Below are 22340 nucleotides of genomic sequence, written 5' to 3'. Positions count from 1 at the left end.
GGGCGTTGCTGATCCGCTCTCGCGTTACCAGATCACTCCCTTCTAAGGACTCTGTTACGCGCGGTCTGGGGTTGGCGAGATTGCGTAACGCGGCGTCCGCTCCCGTCATGAAGCTGTGCGCACATAGCGCTCGATGAACTCCTTGCGCTTGCTGAAGAAGCTCTCGGACTGTACGCGGAATGTTTAGCTAGTCACCCTACCGCTTATGGCGGGGGAGCACCGGCTCAAAGCTGCGCTGACTCATAGCTGTGCATATCCAGTTGGTTCAGTCTAGGTTCGTCTGCCAGATAGCTGTAGTGAGCGCCTGTGAGATTCGATCCTGTCGACACCTTTGCCGATATGAATTGTCCATTTGGCGCACGCCAGATTGCGGTTAGAGTGCTCGAAACAATTGTTAAGCGGATGCCGCCAACTACTGCTCCTGGAGTGAGCTTTGTTCCTCCATCCACTTGAAGCCATCCTGTCGCGGGAAGCGTCAATTGAATGGACGCAAGGTAATTTTGCCCGTCAGCGACTTCCAGCGCGGAAACCAAGGTCGAGAGCATGTTGATGTTGTTGCCACTGTTGGATAGCACTGCGGTCAACAAGGTATCGTTTTCGAAATACGCTTTCGGTCGATCGAGTCGATTCAGTCGAGTTGAGGTCTTGGTGGCATGCTCCCACTCGACGGTCTCAGGATCAGCGCCGAATCTGGATATCCGAAGCACCGCGCCATTTCTCACGGCGTCGTACAGTACTCCGGCGGCGGCGGATTGTACGGCGGGGTTCGACGCTGGATATGGGGATCCGCTTGCAGGAATGGTCGCATTGCTTAATGCGACCATTGTCGCCGCGAGCGAAGTCGCGATCACGGGATAATCCGGGTTTCCTTTCAATCGAAGTCCGTCGAGCCACTTCCTGAGATCAGGATGGAGCGGATCGTTGGTCGCCAGGTAATCTGCTGCTGCCCGCTGATTTCCAAATTCTTGACTGCTCAACATCTTGATAGCGTATGGCTCAGCACTGTCCCGCGTGTGGCGGGCGACGTTCTTGAATGCATATAGTGCCCACTCGTCTGGAATGTCTTTCTTATCGAGCACAGCCAGGCTTGCGCCGAGTAACGCTTGTTCGCGCCATAGATTTTCGAAAATGATGTAACGCTTGCGCTCTGAATATTTTCCATCTTGCAATACGGCATTGATTACCTGTCCCAACTGAAGATCATTGTCGTATCCCGCGAACAACCCCTTCGATGCCTCGATTAGCCGAGCGGCATCCTGAAAAGAGCTGTCGCTTGTCTCAGGATTCAGCATGACTTGGCAAAGCCGGCTCTTCTCGTCCGCAGAGAGTTCGACTCGGGAAAATGCCGGTTGATTTCCATAGGTCTGGCGATCGAGCTTGATGGAAAGCGCGTCCACCACCGCGTCGTTGCGCAACTTCTCGAGCGTAGCTTTGACAGGGGAGTTCGGCATAGAGACTGACATCCACTCCCTGACCTTGGCATCTACGAACGCGGTCGTGCTGCTCTTCAACGAGCTATATCCAACAAGGCCTGATCCCACGATGACTGGAATCGCCAGCGCGCCGATTGCAATTACGACGTTGCGTGCCTCGGTAAAGACAGATAGGGTCCGTTGGACGGCCAACTCCCCGATCTCCTTCTTCGCATTCGCGATCTCGGTCGCGACAGATATTTTGGTGTCCGTGAGGTTGTTCTTTGCTTCGTCGACTACCGCAAGGATTTCCTTCGAACGGCTTTCAAATCTGCCAGTAATGGCTTCCACTGTCCTTGTGGTTCGCTCAAGATGCTCGTCGAGAAGCTTCTTTATTTCACGCTCTTGCAACAAAAGATCCAGCGTCTTATCGGTCATTTTCCCCTCGTTTGTAATTCGCATTCTTTGGTCTGTGCCGCTGACAATCGCTTTTGGTCTTCGACAGTCGCCCTGATGTCGGGATGCGTCGGAGGTTTTCAAGAGGTGAGATAGCATCAGGCCTCGAATGCCAGCGAAATTTGCATGCCTGACCGAAGTTATTTGGCGATTGAGGACATGATTTGACTCTTATGAAATAACAATACGACCGAAAATCAGCCAAAAACCGGTTTTCGGCTCGCCGCTCGCGCCGCAGCGCATGCCTGAGCAAATCCGCCGGAATGTCGCGGGATTTCGCTTCGAATTCTTCTCCCTGATCCACCCAGAATGTTCGATGCCGCTAGGCAGGCGTTGCTGCGCGCTCCTTTTTTCATTTTCAGGAGCTGGTCCATACCTGTGATTCCAACCCCAGTCGAGAGCACCCCGACAACGTTCACGCCTGCATTTCCGTTTGTCGCGCAGACCAACGACTTCGATGACGTCTTCGCGTGCGCCGCGATGCTGTCCGGTAAGACAATCGAGCAGATGCGCGAAATCGCCATCGCGAAGACAAAGTTTCCCGCGCGAGGTCCGTACTACCTTGGCGAGACGCAGATTGCCGCGCTGCTTGCCCAACTGGTGGGGTTCGTCGGGACCGTGTACAAGGAGCTTTCCCGCGTGGCGGATATCCCGGATGTGGGATTGATCACGGTTAACTACAACCCCGAGATGGAACTCGGGCGACACGTCCTCTTCCATCGGGCAAAGGCGAGCCACGCCTCCGACCATGATCGAGTACGCGCTTGATCCGGCGCCGTTGTGGAAGCCAGCCGACCGCGTTCGCACCAGCTTCAAGAAGATTGCGGGTCATTGGGCAATCGGCATTCACGCGATGTACACCAAAGCCGGGGGCCGGCAAGTAATCAGGCCAGTCATCAACGGTTTACCCCTGCGGGTCGTACCGAAAGCCAGAGCGTCAAGCATCTGGCTTTTCGCGTTTTCAGGGGCGCCGTAATCGACACCAGCCAGTATTCAGGGAGATTCAGATGAACATGGATAACAGGACACCGGAGCGTGGCACGGCAACATGCCGCATCCTGCAAACATCATCACCGCTGTTCCGGCTCGGGCAGATCGTGGCCACGCGCGGGGTTTTGAAGCATCTCGAACGCCACAGCATTCAAGTCGATCCGTACCTGCACCGCCACGCGCTCGGCGACTGGGGTGACGTCCCTCCCGAAGATGCCCTCGCCAATGAGAGAGCCGTGACCCACGGCGCAGGCATCCTGTCGTCGTATGAAGTCGCGGGCAAACGGGTGTGGCTGGTCACTGGGGCCGACTGCAGCGCGACAACGCTATTGTTCCCGTCGGGGTATTGACCATGCCGTTCATCCCCGCCGCCGTCACCATGATTGGAGACGGCTTGGTACCAGCATTCCGACGCGTGCAGCAAAGCGGCGACTTCGACTGCCCGTTCGCGGTATTCGCCATGATCTGCGGCACGACCTTTGGCGCTGTGCATCACCTAGCTGTCGAGCGGCTTCATCACCCGGAGTACGGTCCCTACCGGATTTACCGGCAAACTGATCGCGAACCTGCTCGCACACCATGGCTACGACAGTGGCATGTACGAGGAGCTGGCGTCGGTCAGTGACGTACCCGATCTGGCAGTTGCCCTCGTGGACTACGACGATCACGCCAACCTCGGGCGGCACGTGCTGTTCCACCGCGCTTGTGCCAGTCACGACCCACGCATCGAGGCTGCGGACGTGGCCCAGAATGCGACGGGCGCGGCTATGACGAGGACTTGGAGGAGGGGTGGGTGCTGGACTGGAAGATTGTCGGTGAGCTGAGACGGCGACTCCAGTCCTAACGGGTAGTCCCGCTGCGTGACGGATAGCTGATGTGGCGTTCGACTTGCAGCTTTTCAATGGCGAGCGATATACGTAGGAAACCACTGAAATCCGCGAATTGTCCGCGCTGCCCGATCTCAGGGCATCACCGCCGATCCCAATGCCGGCGGCAGACAGCGGGTTTAGGTGCTCCTGGGAGGCTTTTTTCGGGAGGCGTGACGGTATACTTGGCGCAAAAAACGACGGTATACCGTCAAGTATACCGTCACAATACCGTAGATTTGGCTGGATCTGGCCGGACGACCGTAGACAGTCGGTTGGCTAAAAACGTAGTTATTTCAATGGGTTATGGCCATCCTGCGACGTGCTGAGCATCCGCTCCACATACCGCGCAATCAGGTCGATCTCCAGATTGACCGGTGAACCTTCGCGCAAATTCTTCAGCGACGTCACCTGCACGGTGTGCGGAATCAGGTTGATCGAAAACTCGCAGCCGTCGTCGCGATCTTTGACCGAGTTGACGGTCAGGCTCACGCCGTTGACCGTGATCGAGCCTTTATAAGCCAGATAGCGGCCGATCTCGCGCGGCGCCAGCACGCGCAGTTCGTGCGATTCGCCGACCGGAGCAAAGTGCGTGACCGTGCCAAGGCCGTCCACGTGACCGGAGACGATATGTCCGCCGAGCCGGTCATGCGCACGCAGCGCTTTCTCGAGATTGACTTCGCCCGGATCACCCAGGCCTGCCGTGCAGTTCAGGCTTTCACGCGACACGTCGACTTCGAACGAATGCGCCGTTTTTGCCACGACCGTCATGCAGGCGCCCTGGATCGTGATGCTGTCGCCGAGCTGGACGTCTTCGAGATCGAGACCGCCGGCTTCGACGTTCAGGCGCACGCCCGCGTCCCCATCGGTGCCGAGGGGTTTGACTGATTCGATGCGGCCCACTGCCGCGACGATTCCTGTAAACATCGTGCTAATCCTTGATCAATTCGAAGTTGGTTGGGGTGCGGGCCCGGTCCCGGCTTCGCTTGCCGGTTGCGGCACCGAGCGGGGCACGAAGCGCGCGAGAATCCGCAGATCGTCGCCGATCCGGTCGACCGCGTGGAAATTCAGTTGCGTGCGACCTTCGAGCGTTTCCGGCGCGCTCAGATTGAACATGCTCATCGAATCCATGCCGAGCAGGCTGGGCGCGAGATAGACCAGCAGTTCGTCGACGCAGCCTTCGCGCAGCAGCGAGCCGTTCAGCTTGTAGCCAGCCTCGACGTGCAGTTCGTTCACGTTACGCTCGCCGAGCACTTTCAGCATGGCAGGCAGATCGACTTTGCCCGCCGCGTTCGCCAGTTGCACGATCTCCGCGCCGCGCTCGCGCAGCGCGCTGGCACGTTCGGCATGGCGCTCATCGAGGTTGCCGCAGAAAATCAGCGTAGGTGCGCCGGCCAGAATCTGCGCCCCGGGCGGCACGTCGAGCTGGCTGTCGATCAGTACGCGTTGCGGCTGGCGCGGTGTATCGACAGCGCGCACGGTCATGCGCGGATCGTCTTCCCTGACGGTGCCGATGCCCGTCAGAATGGCCGACGCCCGGGCGCGCCACGCGTGACCGTCGGCGCGCGCCGTTTCGCCGGTAATCCATTGGCTGATGCCCGATGGCAGGCCAGTGCGGCCGTCCAGCGAGGCGGCCACTTTCATGCGGACCCAGGGGCGGCCGCGCGTCATGCGCGACACGAAGCCGATGTTCAGTTCGTGCGCTTCGTTGGCGAGCAGCCCGCAACGCACCTCGATGCCGGCGTCGCGCAGCATCTTGAGGCCACGTCCGGAGACTTGCGGATTGGGATCTTCCATCGCCGCGACCACGCGCTCGACCTGCGCTTCGATCAGCGCATTCGCGCACGGCGGCGTGCGGCCGAAATGGCTGCACGGCTCGAGCGTCACGTAGGCCGTGGCGCCGCGCAGATCATGGCCGCGCGAACGCGCGTCTTTCAGCGCGCGCACTTCGGCATGATCCTGGCCGGCCGGTTGCGTGAAGCCTTCGCCGATCACCTCGCCGTTCTTGACGAGTACGCAGCCGACGCGCGGATTCGGGTCGGTCGTGTACATGCCGCGCTTGGCCAGCGCGAGCGCGCGTTCCATATGGACGAAGTCGGTTTGCGAAAACATCGGTATCCGGTCGGGTGCGGTGGCTAGGCAGTATTGGGTTTCGGCGGGTTCCGTGTCGCGCCGGTCTCAGGCCGCGAGCGAGGCGAACGCGCCGCGCGCCGCATCGATCGTGGCATCGATGATCGCGTCGTCGTGCGCGATCGAAACAAAGCCCGCTTCATAGGCCGACGGCGCGAAGTACACGCCCGCGTCGAGCATCTTGTGGAAGAACGCATTGAAGCGCGGCACATCGCTCTTCGTGACTTCGGCGAAGCTGGTCGGGACCGACTCGGTGAAGTAGAGGCCGAACATGCCGCCGAGCGAATCGGCCGCGAACGGCACCTTCGCTTCGCGCGCGACGTTGGCGAGGCCTTGCGCGAGGCGCGTAGTGCGCGCCGTGAGCGTGTCGTAGAAGCCCGGCGCCTGGATCAGTTGCAATGTCTTCAGGCCCGCGGCAACCGCGATCGGATTGCCCGACAGCGTGCCCGCCTGATAGACGCCGCCAAGCGGCGCGAGGTGAGCCATGATGTCGCGCCGGCCGCCGAAGGCCGCCGCCGGCATGCCGCCGCCGATCACCTTGCCCAGGCACGTCAGGTCCGGCGTGATGCCGTAGACCTCTTGCGCGCCACCCAGGGCGACGCGGAAACCGCACATCACTTCGTCGAAAATCAGTACCGAGCCATATTCGGTACACAGGCGCCGCAAGGCTTGCAGGAATTCGGGCGTGGCGCGCACGAGGTTCATGTTGCCGGCCACCGGCTCGACGATCACCGAGGCGATCTCGTTGCCGAACGCCTTGAACGCTTCTTCGAGTTCCGCGACGTTGTTGTACTCGAGCACCGTGGTGTGTTTGGCGATATCGACCGGCACGCCCGCCGACGTCGGATTGCCGAACGTGAGCAGGCCCGAACCGGCTTTGACCAGCAGGCTGTCCGCGTGGCCGTGATAGCAGCCTTCGAATTTGACGATGCGGCTGCGGTTCGTGAAGCCGCGCGCGAGACGCAGCGCGCTCATGGTCGCTTCGGTGCCGCTCGATACCATGCGGACCTGTTCGATCGACGGCACCAGCTTGCAGATTTCTTCGGCGATTTCCACTTCCGATTCGGTTGGCGCGCCGAAGGAGAAGCCGTTGGCCAGTACCCGCTGGACGGCTTCCAGCACTTCCGGGTGCACGTGGCCGAGGATCATCGGGCCCCACGAGCCGATGTAGTCGGTATAGCGTTGGCCGTCCGCGTCCCAGAAGTAAGGGCCTTGCGCGCGCTCGATGAAGCGCGGGGTGCCGCCTACGGACCGGAAGGCGCGGACCGGGGAGTTCACGCCGCCGGGGATGGTGCGCTGGGCGCGCTCGAAAAGGGTTTCGTTTCTGGACATGGCGATGGATGGGATCTGGTTGCGCAGCGGCTGTGGTTCTCGCGCTTCGCGCGGCGCCGTCTGGTTGGTGGGGAAATTGTACCGGAGTCGGGGGGAAGGGGTTTTGGGCTTGTTTCTGTGTTTTTTGCCGGAGGCTTTGGTTTTGGCCTTTCCTTGTTTTCTTAGTGGTCCGGTTTGGCTGTGCGCCTATGGCGTTGGCCTTTCCTTGCTTTGTTATTGGATTATTAGTGTTGCCCCTGTGCGGGGCGGCACCTACTTTTCTTTGCCTGCCGCAAAGAAAAGTAGGCAAAAGAAAGCGGCTCACACCGCCAGCTCATAAGCGGGTCCCCCGCGCAGCCACGGTAGTGGTGCATCTGGAATCTGTGCTCCCGCACATTCGGCGTCAGTGACACAGCAGTCATACTTCCGGCGGCGCTGCGCGCGCCGTAGCGGTACTTCATCAACCCCTGGGCGGGGTCTGGGTCTTGTGTGTGCGTTTCGTTGCCGGTTTCTTCTTCTCCGGCTCCGGCTTTGTCCTCGCGCGACTTTCTGCCGCGGTTTTTTCCGCTGCCGCTTTGTGAGCAGTTACCTTGCTCGAGCGAATGAGGCCCCGTGGCTCGTCGAGTTTCGGTGGCTTGCGCTTGCCCGTGAGTTCGGCCCAGCGCTTTTCCAATGCGCCTTCGGCGATGGGCTTGATGACTGTGCCGGAGCTCTGTGCATCCCATGTTTGTACCGAAAAGGGATGCGCGCGCAACATGTCACGGGGAATCACGACACCCTCGTGGGCATCGACCACCCAGTCATACACGAAGTCGATGCACAGCCGGTAGCCACGCTTCGTCGCCGGGTCGGGGACCTCGTACGGCGCGCGCGTGACGTAGCCCGAGCCGAAAATGCCCTTGGGTTCCTTGGCGACACGGTGCAGGAAGACGCGGTCGCCCGGCAGGATGCTGCGGGCAAATCCGCAACCCCAGACGTCAGCCACCGCCACGCCCGCGGCAACCCGCTTCGCTACGTCGGGTAACTCGGGCCATGGCCATTTCTTGGGGCTCCAGATCAGCAGGAAAGCAGTCATGTCAGCGTCGGGATAGGGCGGGGTTGGGTTCAGGTGTGGGACGCTGTGCGCGGCGTTGTGCCGCGCCCCGAAGCGTTCTCGCGGCAGCTTAACCGATCGGCGACGCGGCTGTCGCGGCGTATGGGCGGTCCGTTCAGCCGTGGCTCGGGTGCGGCGGATGCTTGAGCTGTCGCGTACAATTGTGGCCGTCAAGCCGCTGTTTACCCCGTTTCACCGCGTTTCGCCGCCGATCACGGCGCGGCGCTTCATCTGGATTCCCATGTCTCACGTCACCAGACGCCGGCCCGATGGCCGGCTGATTCTGTTGCTCGGTGCGCTTGCCGCGTGCGGGCCGATTTCCATCGATATGTATCTGCCAAGCCTGCCGACCATCGCGCAGGCATTCGCCATCAGCACGGGTGCCGCGCAAACCACGCTCACCAGCTTCATGTTCGGCTTTTCGATCGGCATGCTGCTCTATGGCCCGCTGTCGGACAGCTATGGCCGCCGGCCTGTGCTGCTCGGCGGCATCATCATGTATGCGCTGGCGAGCGTGGCTTGCGCGCTGTCGTTTTCGATCGGCTCGCTGGTGACGTTCCGCTTCGTCCAGGCGCTCGGCGCGGGCGCAGCCTCGGTGCTGGCGCGCGCAATCGCCCGCGACGCGCACGGGCCGACCGACGCCGCGCGCGTGCTGTCGATGCTCGCCATCGTCACGTCGATCGGGCCATTGCTCGCGCCGCTGATCGGCGGCCAGTTGCTGTTGCTCGGCGGCTGGCGCGTCGTCTTTATCGTGCTGACGCTGTTCGGTTCGGTGTGCGCGGTGACCGCGTTTCTCAAAGTGCCGGAAACGTGGCCGCCCGAAAAGCGCGCGCATTCGGCGCTGCTGAAATCGTTCGGCGCCTACGGCAGGTTACTGCGCGATCCGGTCGCGTGGGGGCACATGCTGTGCGGCGGCATGGCGTTCGCCTCGATGTTCGCGTACATCACCGCGACGCCGTTCGTGTATATCGAATATTTCCACGTGTCGGCGCAGCATTACGGCTTTCTGTTCGCACTGAATATCGTCGGCATCATGTTCGGCAATTTCATGAATACGCGTCTCGTCGGGCGGCTCGGTTCGCTGCCGATCATTTCGTTTGCCGCAACCGTGAGTTGCATCGCCTCCCTGTTCGTCTGCCTCGTTTCTCTGACGGGGTGGGGCGGACTCTGGTCGATCGTGTTTGGTCTGTTCTTCGTGGTCGGCGTGGTTGGGCTGCTGTCCGCTAACTGCACAACCGACCTGATGCATCGCTATCCGGTGAACGCGGGCGCAGCCGCCGCCGTGTTCGGAGCCGTGCAGTTGGCGCTCGGCGCGGTGTCGAGCCTCGCTGTCGGACTCTGGCAGGACGGTTCGCCCAAGGGCATGGGTGTCGTGGTGGGTGTTGCAGGTGTGTTGTGTTACGTCGGCCGGATTCTGGTTGTCAAATGGCACGGCATGAAGGCGCCCGTCGCTGCGGTTTGAAGCGGCCTGATTTGGCTTGGGCCGTATGCGGCGGCTGCATGAGACGCGAGCCCGTTGCTCGAGGCGGATCATTGTTCCGTCGCCGAAACGCGCTGCAAGCTTGTGTCTGCGCGCAGCGCTAGTCAGCGTGTCTACGGAAAACACCAGGTGTTGCGTGCGCGCTACCGTGCGTTTTGATTTGCATTGCTATGATGGAGCCACTGTTCCTCGGAGCGGCAATCATGGCGATCAGAGACTTGATGAACGGCGAGCGGCAACATGCTGCCTTTGCCGAAGCGCAGAAGCTGGCAGACAGCGGCGCCTATCACGATTACACAGACATCGAATACGTCTTGCGCTTTGATTACGGTTTGTCTGATGTATCGGCGCTACTCGACAGCCAGTTGATGCACCGTGACCTGAATCGCCGTTGCGCCGACGCGCGTGAGAAACTGGATGCGCTTGCCTAGCATGTGACATGTCGTGTGACACGTCGTATGACACGCGTGGCGAGCGGCATGCGGCACCTCTCGCGCTGCCATGCGCCGCTTGGGCGCGTTCCCTTCTGGAGTTGTATTTATGGCTGTTAGCCAGCACGAGCCGCATCTGCCGCACCTGGACAATCCCGCTGCTCTGGCGAAGCCGGGTGGCCATTACAGCCATGTCGCGATTGCGAATGGGTTTGTTTTCGTCTCGGGACAGTTACCGATCAACGCACAGGGCGAAAAGCTCGCCGACGCCTCGTTCGAGGTTCAGGCTGAGCAGGTGCTGGCGAATCTTCAGGCGGCGCTCGAAGGCGCCGGCAGCAGCATTGCGCAACTGGTGCAGGTGCGTGTCTATATCGCCGATGTCGAGCATTGGGCGAGCTTCAATCAGATCTACGCGCGCTGGGCGGGCGATACGCGGCCGGCGCGTGCCGTCGTGCCGGTCCCTCATCTGCATTACGGCCTGAAGGTCGAGGTCGAGGCGACCGCGCTGGTTTAAGTCGTGGCGGTGTCGAGACGTCGCTGGTTCAGTGAATCACGAGTCCGTTGAACTGGGCATTGCCCACGCCGGAGGCGATATTCACGCCGACGTTGCCGCTCACTGCCGACAGCGATCCGGCGCCGAGTTTTGCGGTGGCGTTGCCTGTCAACTGTGCAACAGTATGCAGATTCTGTTGTGAGGTGATCGCGGCCTGCGGTGTGTCGATGAGGGCGATCTGGTTGGCCTGCGCATTCAGCGCCCCGGCCGCGATATTCACGCCGATGTTGCCGCTTGCGCCTCGCAGCACATTGGCGCCTGCCGAAGCCGCGGACGTGCCAACTTTCGCGCTGCCGCCGACGTCCTGCAGATTTGACAGCCTGGCTGCGCCGAACACCGCTGCGCTATCGTCGTCGGAAGGCGACGTTGAGGTGCCTGCGAACGCGGACGATACGCCTGCGCTCGCGGCAACCCAAATGAGTGCAAAGGCCAAAGTACGGACTTTCATGATCGACTCCCTGGCGTGTGCTGACGGCACACATAGTCTTGATATCGACCATGGGAGCGAGATGTTGAGGGAGGGGTTCCCCTTAATGCGGGCAATGCCGAGCAATTGGCCGGTACGAACTTGGCCAGGAGCGAGCCTGGCCCGAAAGTACCACCGCTACCACCGCCCGTGGCCGCCGTAATAACCGCCGACGCCAACACCCACGCTGACGCTCGGCGCAGCGTAGTAGCCGGGAGCATATCCGTATGCCGGTGCGTAGCCGTAAGGTGGCGCGACGACACATCCGGACAGGCCCAGTGCGAAACCTATCGCAAACAGTAACTTGACCATGATTCCTCCCTCTTTGTGAGTTGGAGGAACCCGGGGCCGCATTCGTTCGGTTTGCCGTGTGACGGCAAATTACGGAACCGCGGTCTAATCGGGCGTCATTTACAGTTGCTTACCCGTTTGACACGTTGCGCATTCGCCAACGGGCGGGTTGTTTGATCGTCAGAAATGAAAAACGGGCCGAGCGGCCCGTTTCTATTGAGTGTCTGGCGGAGGCGGTGAGATTCGAACTCACGGAAGGATCACTCCTTCGCCGGTTTTCAAGACCGGTGCCTTAAACCGCTCGGCCACACCTCCAAGCCCGAAATTGTAACCTGAAAAATCCCCGTTGCGGTGCTCCGCGGGTCTGCAGCGTCTGCAATTACTGCGGATCCTTCAGAAACAGCGCCTGCAGATCGTTCAGGAAGGCCTGGCCAAGCGGCGTCGGCGTGATCTTTTCGTGGTCGCGCGTAATCAGCTTGCGCCGTTCCGCTTCCTGCAAGGCCGGTTCGATCGAGGTCATCGACATTCCCGTGCGTTCGATGAAACGATGCACCGGAAATCCTTCCACCAGTCGCAGCGCGTTCAGCATGAACTCGAACGGCAGATCGCGCGGCCCGACCTCATGTTCTTCCTGCACGGCGGTGCCGGACAACGCCTGCTCGATGAAAGTGGTCGGATGCTTGTAACGCATCTGGCGCAGTACGCGGTTTGGAAACGACAGCTTGGTATGCGCGCCCGCGCCGATGCCGAGATAGTCGCCGAAGCGCCAGTAATTCAGATTGTGCTTGCTCTGCCGATGCGGCTGCGCATACGCGGACACTTCATAGCGCCCGTAACCGGCCGCCGTCGTGCGTTCATGAATCCAGTCCTGCATGTCGGCGGAAGCATCGTCGTCGGGGAGCGCCGGCGGGAATTTCGCAAACAGCGTGTTCGGTTCGAGCGTGAGGTGGTACAGGGACAAATGCGGCGGCGAGAATGACAACGCCGTCTCCACGTCGGCCTGACATTGCGCGAGCGTCTGCTGCGGCAGCGCGAACATCAGATCGAGGTTGAAGTTGTCGAAGGTCGTCGCGGCCACTTCGACGGCACGGCGAGCCTGCGTCGAGTCGTGAATCCGGCCGAGCGCTTTCAGATGCGCCTCATTGAAACTCTGGATACCCACCGACAGGCGGTTCACGCCGCTTGCGCGAAACTGCGCGAACTTGGCGGCCTCGAACGTGCCCGGGTTGGCTTCAAGCGTGATTTCCGCATCGGCGTCGAGCGGCAGGAGCGCGCGCACGTCGGACAGCATCCGGTCGAGTCCGGCTGCCGACAGCAAGCTGGGCGTGCCGCCGCCAATGAACACCGTATGCACCTGGCGTCCCCACACAAGCGGCAGCGCCAACTCCAGATCGGCACGCAGCGCGTCGAGATATTCGGTCTCCGGGAACGTGTCGCCTTTCCACTCGTGCGAGTTGAAATCGCAATACGGACACTTGCGCACGCACCACGGAAAGTGCACATACAGCGCCAGAGGCGGCAACGACATCAGACGAATGCTGCCCGGCGACGTGAACGCCTTGATGACGCCGTTGCCGATGTCGGCAGGCGCCGGTTTGATCGGAATCACGCTTCCTCCGTCAGCCGCGCGAGCAGGTGGCGCAGCGCAATCGCGCGATGGCTGCTGGCGTTCTTCACCGCTGGTTCGAGTTCAGCAGCGCTCGCGTTCAGGGACGGCAGGAAAAAGTACGGGTCATAGCCGAAACCATGCTTGCCGCGCGGCGCCTCCAGCATTTCGCCGTGCCAGCGGCCTTCGGCGATCAGCGGTTCGGGATCGTCCGCATGACGCACGAGCGCCAGCACGCAGTAGTAGTACGCGCGCCGATCGGTTTCGCCTTGCAAGGCTGAAACGAGCTGCGCGTTGTTCGCCGCGTCGCTCTTTTCGCCGCCGGCGCGCTGCGCATAGCGCGCCGAATAGACGCCGGGCGCACCACGCAGCACGCGTACGCACAAGCCGGAATCGTCGGCCAGTGCGGGCAGGCCGGTCAGCTTCGCGGCGTGACGTGCCTTGGTCAGCGCGTTTTCGACGAAAGTCGGATACGGCTCTTCCGCTTCCGGCACGTTCAGCTCGCCTTGCGGAATCAGCTCGATGCCGGCCGCGCCGAGCAGCGCCGCGAACTCACGCAGCTTGCCCGCGTTGTTCGACGCCAGCACGACTTTTTTCAACGGCGAGTCAGACGCAACCGCGCCGTTGCCTTGACGGTCTTCACTCACTCTTTTGCTCCAGCGCTTCTTTCTGTTTCGCGATCAGCGTGTTGATGCCGTCGCTCGCCAGATCGAGCAGCGCATTCATTTCATCGCGCGAGAACGGCGCGCCTTCAGCCGTGCCCTGGATTTCGACGAAGCCGCCCGCGCCCGTCATCACGACGTTCATGTCGGTGTCGCATTGCGAATCTTCGTCGTAGTCGAGGTCCAGCACCGGCAGACCGTCGTACACGCCGACCGAAATCGCCGCGATGTAGTCGGTGATCGGCGAGCTTTCGATGCGGCCCGCAGCCAGCAATCCGGCCACCGCGTCATGCGCGGCGACGAACGCGCCGGTGATGCTGGCCGTGCGCGTCCCGCCGTCGGCCTGGATCACGTCGCAGTCGATATGCAGCGTGCGCGCACCGAGCTTCTCGAGATCGAACACCGAGCGCAAGGCGCGGCCGATCAGACGCTGGATTTCCTGGGTGCGTCCGGTTTGCTTGCCGCGCGCCGCTTCACGGTCGCTGCGGGTGTGCGTGGCGCGCGGCAGCATGCCGTATTCGGCGGTCAGCCAACCCTGGCCTCGGTCGCGCAGGAACGACGGCACGCTCTCGGCGATGCTTGCCGTGCAGATAACCTTGGTGTCGCCGAACTCGACCAGCACCGAGCCCTCCGCATGCTTCGTGTAGTGGCGCGTGATGCGCACGTCGCGCAGCTGATTGGCCTGACGGCCGCTGGGGCGTTGGGTGTTTTGGGTCATGTTGGGATCGGTCTGGAAGAAAAGCAGGAGGGAAAGCGCAATTTTACAGCCGATCGCGCCGGGCGCGGGGCGGGCTGTCTGCCGGGCGGCCACCCGCATGCGCCGGGGCTCCCGGCGAGGTGGCGCGGCGCGGGCGGCGGCCCGCGTATCAAGGGCCTTGCCGTCAAAAATGGGATAATGCGGATTCCCCGCCCCGCGTCTCGTACACGCCGGGCGATTCGACTCTCCGGCCATCGTCAAAACGCATGGCCACAATCGCGAGAAATACGATGATCTACAGCATGACTGGCTATGCGAGCGCCACGCGCGAACTCGTCGCGGCCTCGGGCACAGGCGGCGTGAGCGTATCGGTCGAACTGCGCACGGTGAACTCGCGCTTTCTCGATCTGAACTTCCGGATGCCGGAAGACGTGCGCGTCTGCGAGCCGACGCTGCGCGAAATGCTGATGAATAAGCTTTCGCGCGGCAAGGTCGATATTCGTATCAACCTGCAGCGCAGCGAACAGTCGGCCAATGCAGGCTCGGTCAATCGTGATGCGCTGACGCAACTCGCGCTGCTCGAGCGCACTGTGCTGTCGACCTTCCCGGAAGCAGGGCGCCTGCGCACCGGCGAAATTCTGCGCTGGCCGGGCGTGCTGGCCGAAACCGGCGTGGCGCCGGAAGTGTTGCGCGACGCGGTGCTCACATGCGGCAAGCAGGCGATTACCGATCTGATCGACGTGCGTGCCCGCGAAGGCGCGCAACTGGCGACGGTATTGCTGGCCAACGTCACCGAGATGGAATCGATCGTCACGAAGATCACGCCGCTCGTGCCGGAACTGATCGCCAAGCATCAGCAGAAGATCGTCGAACGTCTGCAGGAAGCGCTCGGCATTGCCGCGCCGGATACGGCGGCAACGAACGTCTCGCGCGAAGAAATCAACGAACGGATTCGCCAGGAAGTGACGATGTACGGCATCCGTATCGATATCGCCGAAGAACTGTCGCGCCTCACGGCTCACCTGAACGAAACGCGTCATGTGATCGAGAAGGGCGGTAAAGTCGGCAAGCGCCTGGACTTCATGATGCAGGAGCTGAATCGCGAAGCGAACACGCTCGGTTCGAAGGCGGCCGCGAAGGAGCTGGCCGATTCGTCGATGTCCCTGAAGCTGCTCATCGAACAGATGCGCGAACAAGTACAGAATCTGGAGTAAGGCAGGAGCCCCGAGAACATGACCGACCACACACGCGAAATCAGCGCACCGCGCAACCCTTACGCCGGTGCTTATCCCGGCAACCTGTTCATGGTGGTCGCGCCTTCGGGCGCGGGCAAGTCGACGCTCGTGAACGCACTGCTCGCCGGCGACGACGCGATCCGTCTGTCGATTTCGTACACGACGCGCCCGCCGCGTCCGAAGGAGCAGGACGGCGAGCACTATCACTTCACGACAGTCGACGATTTTCTGACCCGTCACGCGACGGGCGAGTTTCTCGAAAGCGCGGAAGTGCACGGCAACTACTACGCGACCTCGCGCGTGTGGATCGAAGAGCAGATGAAAAGCGGGCATGACGTGTTGCTCGAAATCGACTGGCAAGGTGCGCAACAGGTCAAAAAGCAGTTTCACAACGCAGTGGAAATCTTCATCCTGCCGCCGTCTCTCGACGCGCTCGAAGAGCGTTTGAAAAAGCGCGGCCAGGACGAACCGAACGTGATCACGCGCCGTCTGCTCGCAGCCGGCAGCGAGATGGCGCACGCGGCCGAAGCGGAGTATGTCGTGATCAACGACAGCTTCGATCGCGCGCTTGGCGAACTGCGCTGCCTCGTGGCCGCGACGCGTTCGCGCTTCGCGTCGCAATACGCGCGCCACACGCAGCTTTTCGTGCAGCTCGGCATCCACCTGCCGCACGCGTGAGCGCGGCGGTGTGTCGAGCACATAAGGTAGAATAAGCAACATCAATTAACGCCCCCAGACCTGTCGCTTTGCGCCAGGCCCCCCGAGGGGGACAAGAAAACTTGGGGCGGCCCAGCGTTTTCTTGCAAGAAGGAACCCAACATGGCCCGCATTACCGTCGAAGACTGCCTCAAACAGATTCCGAATCGTTTCGAACTCGCGCTTGCCGCGACCTATCGCGCGCGTCAGCTCGCACAAGGTCACACGCCGAAGATCGAAAGCCGCGACAAGCCCACGGTCGTCGCACTGCGCGAAATCGCAGCCGGCCAGGTTGGCGTCGAAATGCTGAAGAAGGTGCCTGTCTAAGGCGCACTGTTCCGTTTTCGATTGCCTGTATTTTTCAGGTCTGTTTTTCAGGTCTGCTTTTCCGGTCTGCTTTTCCGGTCTGTCTGCCAGTCCTATTTGCCACACGTAATTGCATCACCGTGCAGACCGGCGTCCAACCCTAACCGCTACGGAGGCGAAAATGAGTACGACCCCGCCCACCGCCACGGAAGTGGAACACGACGCTGACTCGCCCTCGTCTGCACGGAAGTACATCGACGCGGTCCTCGAACAGTCGTTTCGCCATCTGTTCGGGCCGACCGCCACGCCGGAGCAACCGCGCCGGCATGACGTCGTTTCGATCGCCAAGCTGACATCCGTTCTGGCCGGCTATTTGCAGCCGGAAGAAATCAAGGACATCAAGGCGGCGTTCCATTTCAGCGACGAAGCCCACCTCGGCCAGTACCGCCAGAGCGGCGAGCCCTATATCACCCATCCCGTCGCCGTCGCGGAAATCTGCGCCGGCTGGAATCTCGACGCCCAGTCGATCATGGCGGCGCTGCTGCATGACGTGATGGAAGACCAGGGTGTGACCAAGGCCGAACTCGCGGAGCGATTCGGTGCAAAGGTCGCGGAACTGGTCGATGGCTTGTCGAAGCTGGACAAGATGGAGTTTCGCAATCGCGAAGAGGCGCAGGCGGAAAACTTCCGCAAGATGCTGCTCGCGATGGCGCGCGACGTCCGCGTGATTCTGGTGAAGCTCGCCGACCGGCTGCACAACATGCGCACGCTGGGTGCGGTGCCGCATGAAAAGCGCCGCCGCGTGGCGCGCGAGACGCTGGACATCTACGCGCCGATCGCCCACCGGCTTGGCCTGAACAATACCTATCGCGAGCTGCAGGATCTGAGCTTCGCGAACTTCAACCCGCATCGCTACGCTACGCTCGAAAAAGCCGTCAAGGCCGCGCGCGGCAACCGGCGCGAAGTGGTCGGCAAGATTCTGGAGTCGGTGCAGCGCGCGATTGCCGACGCGAAGCTCGACGCCGAAGTCACTGGCCGCGAGAAAACCATCTTCAGTATCTATAAGAAGATGCGCGACAAGCAGTTGTCGTTCTCGCAGGTGCTCGACGTGTACGGCTTTCGCGTGGTGGTCGAAAGCGCGCTCGAGTGCTACACCTGCATCGGCGCGCTGCATGCGCTCTACAAGCCGGTGCCGGGCAAGTTCAAGGATTACATCGCGATCCCGAAGGTGAACGGCTATCAATCGCTGCACACCACGCTGGTTGGCCCGTTCGGCGCGCCGATCGAGTTCCAGGTGCGCACGCGCAAGATGCACGAGATCGCGGAAGCGGGCGTCGCCGCGCACTGGCTGTACAAGAACGGCGGCGCGGATCTGAACGACGTGCAGAAACGCGCGCACCAGTGGCTCAAGTCACTGCTCGACATTCAGAGCGAAGCGGGCGATTCGAGCGAATTCCTCGAACACGTCAAGATCGATCTGTTCCCGGACGCGGTCTACGTGTTTACGCCGAAGTCGAAGATCATGGCGTTGCCGCGTGGTGCGACCGCGCTCGACTTCGCGTATTCGATCCACAGCGACCTGGGCAACCAGTGCGTTGCAGTGAAGATCAATAACGAACTGCTGCCGCTGCGCACAGAGCTGAAAAGCGGCGACATCGTAGAAGTGATCACGGCGCCGTATTCGAAGCCGAATCCGGCCTGGCTCGGGTTCGTGCGCACCGGCAAGGCGCGTTCGGCGATCCGTCATTATCTGAAGACGATGCGCCTGAATGAGTCCGTCCAACTCGGTGAACGTCTCGTCGACCAGGCGCTGAAGGGCTACAGCCTGGCGCTTTCGGAAGTGACGCCGGAAGCGTGGGAAAAGCTCGTGCAGTGGACGGGCAACAAGAACCGTCAGGAAATTTTCGCGGATATCGGTCTCGGCCGGCGTGTCGCCGCGGTCATGGCCAAGCGTATCGAAGTGCTGATGAGCGGCCGCGATGCCGACGACGACGGCTCGCGTTCCGACGGCTCGGGGCCGCATGCGCCGCCGGTCGTCATCACCGGTACGGAAGGCATGTCGGTGCAGTTGTCCGCGTGCTGCCGTCCGATTCCGGGCGACGACATCATGGGCTACATCGGTATCGGCCTCGGCATGGCAATCCACACCACGGACTGCCGCGTCGCCCAGCGCATCCACAAGCGCGATCCAGGCCGCTGGATCGACGTAGCGTGGGCGCCGCAGCCGGGCCGTCTGTTCGACGTCGCGGTGAAGGTGCTGGTCAAGAACACCAAGGGCGTATTCGCCCGCGTGGCTGCCGACATCACGTCGGCGGATGCGAACATCGTCCACATCGCAATGGACGAGGACCTGTCGCAGGAATCCACGGTGCTGCGCTTCGTGATCCAGGTGAGCGATCGTGTCCATCTCGCCAACGTCATGCGCCGCGTGCGTACGAATCCGGACGTGATGCGCATCGCGCGCGAGCGGCCGAGCGAGGAAGGGCACCACCGCCACGACGGCGGGATGCGGATCGACCGCGAGCGGGCCGATTACTGAGCTGAGGCTGACGGAGCCTGCTCGACGGGGACCTTTGGCCGCTTCCGGTGGCTCCTCGTTAGAATCTGAATGCACTGCCGCCAGCAAGTCTCACTGAATCTTCAGGGAGAACGCCAATGAAAGTAGCAGACCTCACAGGCTTGACGCTCGACTACTGGGTCGCCCGCAGCCTGCATGACTTCGTGCGCGAAATCTTTTTCACCGACAGCGGTGAAACCGTCTCGATCCGCGGCATCGATCGCGGCCGCCCATGGGACGGCCGTTTCACGCCGTCCACGTCGTGGGAAGCGGCATCTGCGGTGCTGGAGCGCGCGCTGCGGCTGGAGGTGCGTGAGCGGACCGTTCATGGCGCGGCACATTGCATCGCCGAGTTCGAAGGCAGCCATCGAGCCGTGGAAGGGCGGGGCGACTCGTTGCGGGTCGCGCTGCTGCGGGCGTTTGTCGAAAGCCGTTTCGGCGATAGCGTGGACGAGGTGTTGCGGCAGGCGCAGGCGGTGACCGGCGAGCGCGCGGCGCTGATCGGCGAGGAAACGGAGGATGATTCATTCGAGGACGTGCCGAGTCCCGACGGACGGATCGGTGATATTCAGTCAGCGCCGCGATAGTTGCCGTGACGCCGCCAGGGCCCGCAGGCTGGGCAGGGCGGACCGGATGAAGCAGAACCGGCGGCGCAAAAACAAAGGGCCTTCCGATCGGAAGGCCCTCTATAGGTGGTGCGGCTGGCAGGATTCGAACCCACGACCCCTTGGTTCGTAGCCAAGTACTCTATCCAACTGAGCTACAGCCGCACGCTAAACAGGTGACGCTAATTTCAACGAAACTGCGAAAAACTGGGGTAAAACAGAGGGCCTCCCCGGAGGGAGGCCCTCGAATAAGTGGTGCGGCTGGCAGGATTCGAACCCACGACCCCTTGGTTCGTAGCCAAGTACTCTATCCAACTGAGCTACAGCCGCACGCAGAAACGAGATTATAGCAAAGGTTTTGAAAAAGGGAAGCATGTAACTGCGATTTGTCTCATTGCCCTGATCGTGTACCCTTGATAGGCAGTCGTTTGCTGCGGTTAATGGACCATCATGAACAAGGCCTTTGTCAAAGAGTCGAGTGAAGAGAATGACGACGATCTCGACGTCGCCCAGCCCGAAATCCCACCGGGTACGAAAAACTACATTACGCCCGCCGGTTACCGGCGCATGCGCGATGAACTGCTGCATCTGATCGATGTCGAGCGGCCGGAGGTGGTCAGGCTGGTGTCGTGGGCGGCCTCGAATGGCGACCGTTCGGAAAACGGCGACTACATCTATGGCAAGCGCCGTCTGCGGGAGATCGATCGGCGGATCCGCTTTCTGACCAAGCGTCTCGACATCGCCGAGGTGGTCGACAGCAGCAAGCAGGAAAACGTCGATCAGGTGTTCTTCGGCGCAACCGTCGAATACGCAACGGAAGACGGCGAGGACCATACGCTCACCATTGTCGGTGTCGATGAGGTCGATCTGGATGTCGGCCATGTGAGCTGGATCTCACCGATCGCGCGGGCGCTGCTCAAGGCGAAAATCGGCGATACGGTGACGTTGTACACCCCGGCTGGTCCACAGCCGATCGACATACTGGACGTCAAGTATCCGCCGCCCGATACCGGCGGCTAGGCCGGTTTCGCTTGCCAGGCGTATTTTCAGCACGGCATAAAAAAAGGCGCCGCGAACGGCGCCTTCGATGCTAGCGGATGCTGCCAGCCGCTTTAGAAGCGATGACGCAGACCTGCCGTCACAGCGACCTGGCTGTTCGTTGCCGACGCACCACCCACGCCATTGATGTTCGCAACCATGCCCGAACCTTCGTTCACGCGCTGATACACGCCCTGCAGGTACACGTCCGTGCGCTTCGACAGCGCGTAGTCCGTTTGCAGATTGAACTGGTTGTAGTTCGGACGCACGCCGTTCAGGCTGGCACGCGTGTAGGTGTACGAGCCCGCCAGGCTCAGTGCCGGCGTGAGGGCGTAGCGGCCGTTCACTTCGAAGTTCTGGAAGTGGGCGCTGTTGCTCGGCAGCGTCACGCCCGAGCTGAAGCCCGATGCGCTTGCACCGATGCCCGTCAGGCCGGTCAGGTTGGTTTGCGTGTACAGAATGCCAGCCGTTGCCGGTCCGAACGTGTAGTTCGCGCCTGCGCCCCAGGTCTGCTGACGCGTTGCTGCAAACGTGAAGTCGTCCGACACTGCGCCGCCGGTGTTCGTCGAGCCGCCGTTGTTCAGTTGCAAGTACGCAGCGGCGACATTCAGGCCACCCCAGTTGTACGATGCACCAGCGCTGTACTCACGGTTGTTTGCGAAGCTGCCGGCTGCGTTCGAGAAGCCATACGTAGCGCCGAACTTGAAGCCACCGTAGTTCACGCTCTGATACTTGATCGCGTTGTTCACGCGGAACGAGTTGTTCAGGTTGTCGTTATCGAACGGGTGGGCGAACTGGGTGCCGCCGTATTGCGTGCCGGTCAGCGACAGCGGGCCGACGTAGTCCACCACGCTGTCATATTGACGGCCGAGGGTCACCGCGCCGAACTGGTCGCTCGTCAGACCCACGAATGCCTGGCGGCCAAACTCACGGCCACCCTGGCCGAGTTTGCCGTTGGCGATATTGAAGCCGTTTTCCAACGTGAAGATGGCTTTGAGACCGCCGCCCAGATCTTCGGCGCCGCGCAAGCCCCAACGGCTGCCGTTGATCGAGCCGCTGGTTTCCTGCCAGCTGCTGTGGCCGTGCTGGTTATTCGTATAGGTGATGCCGGCGTCGATCAAGCCATACAGCGTGACGCTGCTCTGGGCATGTGCTGCCGTTGCAAAAACGCCCGTAAGGGCCGCGACCATGAGTGTCTTTTTCATCTTGTAACTCCGAGAGCGAGAGTGGGTTTTTTGAACCCAGGCTTAAGGAGACCTTCACGCGGGCGCTGCGAGAGGCGAAATCCGCATGAGAAACGCGCTGTACTTCAAACGCGTCGGTTTCCGGTTAGGCAGAGTGTAGAGAGACGCTCTCAAAAGCGGACATTCCGAATTTCGCAATAAAGTATTACTGGATGTGAAACGATAGGGGAGTGCCGCTTAGGCCTTGCTGGTAAAGGCTTGCAGCGTTATTGAAG

The 22340-nt window shown here is 61.5% G+C and carries 22 protein-coding genes and 3 tRNA genes; 11 read left to right on the top strand and 14 right to left on the bottom strand.

Annotation, left to right across the window (positions count from 1 at the left end; translation table 11 throughout):
• Positions 1 to 224: 224 nt before the first annotated feature.
• Complete coding sequence (locus BCY88_RS06785; protein ID WP_120343520.1) at positions 225 to 1850, bottom strand: hypothetical protein; 1626 nt, start codon at positions 1848 to 1850, stop codon at positions 225 to 227.
• Positions 1851 to 2177: 327 nt separating this feature from the next.
• Between BCY88_RS06785 and BCY88_RS06780 the strand changes: the two genes are divergently transcribed.
• A complete protein-coding gene (locus BCY88_RS06780) occupies positions 2178 to 2636 on the top strand; it encodes a hypothetical protein (protein WP_120343519.1) in 459 nt (152 codons plus the stop codon).
• A gap of 239 nt (positions 2637 to 2875) precedes the next feature.
• On the top strand, positions 2876 to 3208 hold the full coding sequence (locus tag BCY88_RS06770; protein ID WP_259461268.1) for a hypothetical protein: 333 nt from the start codon (positions 2876 to 2878) through the stop codon (positions 3206 to 3208).
• Positions 3209 to 4015: 807 nt separating this feature from the next.
• On the opposite strand, the gene BCY88_RS06760 is transcribed toward BCY88_RS06770, so the two are convergent.
• The 4 genes from BCY88_RS06760 to BCY88_RS06745 all read right to left on the bottom strand — a co-directional run bounded on the left by BCY88_RS06760 (position 4016) and on the right by BCY88_RS06745 (position 8240).
• Positions 4016 to 4651, bottom strand: coding sequence for a riboflavin synthase (locus BCY88_RS06760; protein WP_120343516.1), 636 nt, complete (start codon positions 4649 to 4651; stop codon positions 4016 to 4018).
• 15 nt (positions 4652 to 4666) lie between these two features.
• The gene (gene ribD / locus BCY88_RS06755) at positions 4667 to 5836 is read right to left on the bottom strand and encodes a bifunctional diaminohydroxyphosphoribosylaminopyrimidine deaminase/5-amino-6-(5-phosphoribosylamino)uracil reductase RibD (protein ID WP_120343515.1); all 1170 of its coding nucleotides are present in this window, start codon (positions 5834 to 5836) and stop codon (positions 4667 to 4669) included.
• Positions 5837 to 5902: 66 nt separating this feature from the next.
• Complete coding sequence (gene hemL / locus BCY88_RS06750) at positions 5903 to 7186, bottom strand: glutamate-1-semialdehyde 2,1-aminomutase (protein WP_120343514.1); 1284 nt, start codon at positions 7184 to 7186, stop codon at positions 5903 to 5905.
• Positions 7187 to 7625: 439 nt separating this feature from the next.
• A complete protein-coding gene (locus BCY88_RS06745; protein WP_120343513.1) occupies positions 7626 to 8240 on the bottom strand; it encodes a hypothetical protein in 615 nt (204 codons plus the stop codon).
• A gap of 259 nt (positions 8241 to 8499) precedes the next feature.
• On the opposite strand from BCY88_RS06745, the gene BCY88_RS06740 reads away from it, so the two are divergent.
• From BCY88_RS06740 to BCY88_RS06730, 3 genes are all read left to right on the top strand, one after another.
• Entirely contained in the window at positions 8500 to 9720 is a 1221-nt protein-coding gene (locus BCY88_RS06740; protein WP_120343599.1) for a Bcr/CflA family multidrug efflux MFS transporter, read from the top strand.
• Positions 9721 to 9941: 221 nt separating this feature from the next.
• Positions 9942 to 10169 (top strand): hypothetical protein, encoded by a 228-nt coding sequence (locus BCY88_RS06735; protein WP_074285855.1) that lies wholly within the window; start codon positions 9942 to 9944, stop codon positions 10167 to 10169.
• A 109-nt stretch (positions 10170 to 10278) separates the two neighbouring features.
• Entirely contained in the window at positions 10279 to 10683 is a 405-nt protein-coding gene (locus BCY88_RS06730; protein ID WP_120343512.1) for a RidA family protein, read from the top strand.
• A 28-nt stretch (positions 10684 to 10711) separates the two neighbouring features.
• Here the strand turns inward: BCY88_RS06730 and BCY88_RS06725 are convergent, their stop codons facing one another.
• From BCY88_RS06725 to rph, 6 genes are all read right to left on the bottom strand, one after another.
• Positions 10712 to 11170 carry a hypothetical protein gene (locus BCY88_RS06725; RefSeq protein WP_147408505.1) on the bottom strand — a complete coding sequence of 153 codons (459 nt, stop codon included), beginning with the start codon at positions 11168 to 11170 and terminating at the stop codon, positions 10712 to 10714.
• 156 nt (positions 11171 to 11326) lie between these two features.
• Positions 11327 to 11500 carry a hypothetical protein gene (locus BCY88_RS39795; protein ID WP_183081303.1) on the bottom strand — a complete coding sequence of 58 codons (174 nt, stop codon included), beginning with the start codon at positions 11498 to 11500 and terminating at the stop codon, positions 11327 to 11329.
• Between the two features lie 204 nt (positions 11501 to 11704).
• Positions 11705 to 11794 (bottom strand) — tRNA-Ser (locus tag BCY88_RS06720).
• Between the two features lie 64 nt (positions 11795 to 11858).
• Positions 11859 to 13088, bottom strand: a complete 1230-nt coding sequence (hemW, locus tag BCY88_RS06715; protein WP_120343510.1) for a radical SAM family heme chaperone HemW — start codon at positions 13086 to 13088, stop codon at positions 11859 to 11861.
• Positions 13085 to 13732 carry an RdgB/HAM1 family non-canonical purine NTP pyrophosphatase gene (rdgB, locus tag BCY88_RS06710; RefSeq protein ID WP_120343509.1) on the bottom strand — a complete coding sequence of 216 codons (648 nt, stop codon included), beginning with the start codon at positions 13730 to 13732 and terminating at the stop codon, positions 13085 to 13087. The genes hemW and rdgB overlap by 4 nt, the downstream gene beginning before the upstream one ends.
• Positions 13725 to 14465, bottom strand: coding sequence for a ribonuclease PH (gene rph / locus BCY88_RS06705; RefSeq protein WP_120343598.1), 741 nt, complete (start codon positions 14463 to 14465; stop codon positions 13725 to 13727). Before rph ends, rdgB begins: the two co-directional genes overlap by 8 nt.
• A gap of 269 nt (positions 14466 to 14734) precedes the next feature.
• On the opposite strand from rph, the gene BCY88_RS06700 reads away from it, so the two are divergent.
• From BCY88_RS06700 to BCY88_RS06680, 5 genes are all read left to right on the top strand, one after another.
• Entirely contained in the window at positions 14735 to 15658 is a 924-nt protein-coding gene (locus BCY88_RS06700) for a YicC/YloC family endoribonuclease (protein ID WP_120343508.1), read from the top strand.
• 18 nt (positions 15659 to 15676) lie between these two features.
• The gene (gene gmk / locus BCY88_RS06695) at positions 15677 to 16357 is read left to right on the top strand and encodes a guanylate kinase (protein WP_120343507.1); all 681 of its coding nucleotides are present in this window, start codon (positions 15677 to 15679) and stop codon (positions 16355 to 16357) included.
• Between the two features lie 141 nt (positions 16358 to 16498).
• Positions 16499 to 16702, top strand: coding sequence for a DNA-directed RNA polymerase subunit omega (gene rpoZ, locus BCY88_RS06690; protein ID WP_006025620.1), 204 nt, complete (start codon positions 16499 to 16501; stop codon positions 16700 to 16702).
• A 160-nt stretch (positions 16703 to 16862) separates the two neighbouring features.
• Positions 16863 to 19220 carry a RelA/SpoT family protein gene (locus BCY88_RS06685; RefSeq protein WP_120343506.1) on the top strand — a complete coding sequence of 786 codons (2358 nt, stop codon included), beginning with the start codon at positions 16863 to 16865 and terminating at the stop codon, positions 19218 to 19220.
• Positions 19221 to 19336: 116 nt separating this feature from the next.
• Positions 19337 to 19825: a phage protein NinX family protein gene (locus BCY88_RS06680; protein WP_120343505.1), complete on the top strand. Its 489-nt coding sequence runs from the start codon at positions 19337 to 19339 to the stop codon at positions 19823 to 19825.
• A gap of 106 nt (positions 19826 to 19931) precedes the next feature.
• On the opposite strand, the gene BCY88_RS06675 is transcribed toward BCY88_RS06680, so the two are convergent.
• Both BCY88_RS06675 and BCY88_RS06670 read right to left on the bottom strand, forming a co-directional pair.
• Positions 19932 to 20008, bottom strand: a tRNA-Arg gene (locus BCY88_RS06675).
• Between the two features lie 88 nt (positions 20009 to 20096).
• Positions 20097 to 20173: transfer RNA gene (locus BCY88_RS06670), tRNA-Arg, on the bottom strand.
• A 120-nt stretch (positions 20174 to 20293) separates the two neighbouring features.
• On the opposite strand from BCY88_RS06670, the gene greB reads away from it, so the two are divergent.
• On the top strand, positions 20294 to 20863 hold the full coding sequence (greB, locus tag BCY88_RS06665; protein WP_120343504.1) for a transcription elongation factor GreB: 570 nt from the start codon (positions 20294 to 20296) through the stop codon (positions 20861 to 20863).
• Between the two features lie 92 nt (positions 20864 to 20955).
• Here the strand turns inward: greB and BCY88_RS06660 are convergent, their stop codons facing one another.
• Positions 20956 to 22086 (bottom strand): porin, encoded by a 1131-nt coding sequence (locus BCY88_RS06660; protein ID WP_120343503.1) that lies wholly within the window; start codon positions 22084 to 22086, stop codon positions 20956 to 20958.
• Positions 22087 to 22340 lie beyond the last annotated feature (254 nt).

Source organism: Paraburkholderia fungorum (assembly GCF_003610895.1).
In the GTDB taxonomy this organism is placed as follows: Bacteria; Pseudomonadota; Gammaproteobacteria; order Burkholderiales; family Burkholderiaceae; genus Paraburkholderia; species Paraburkholderia fungorum_B.
Note: the sequence above shows the minus strand (reverse complement) of the source record. Positions and strands in the feature narration are given on the sequence as shown.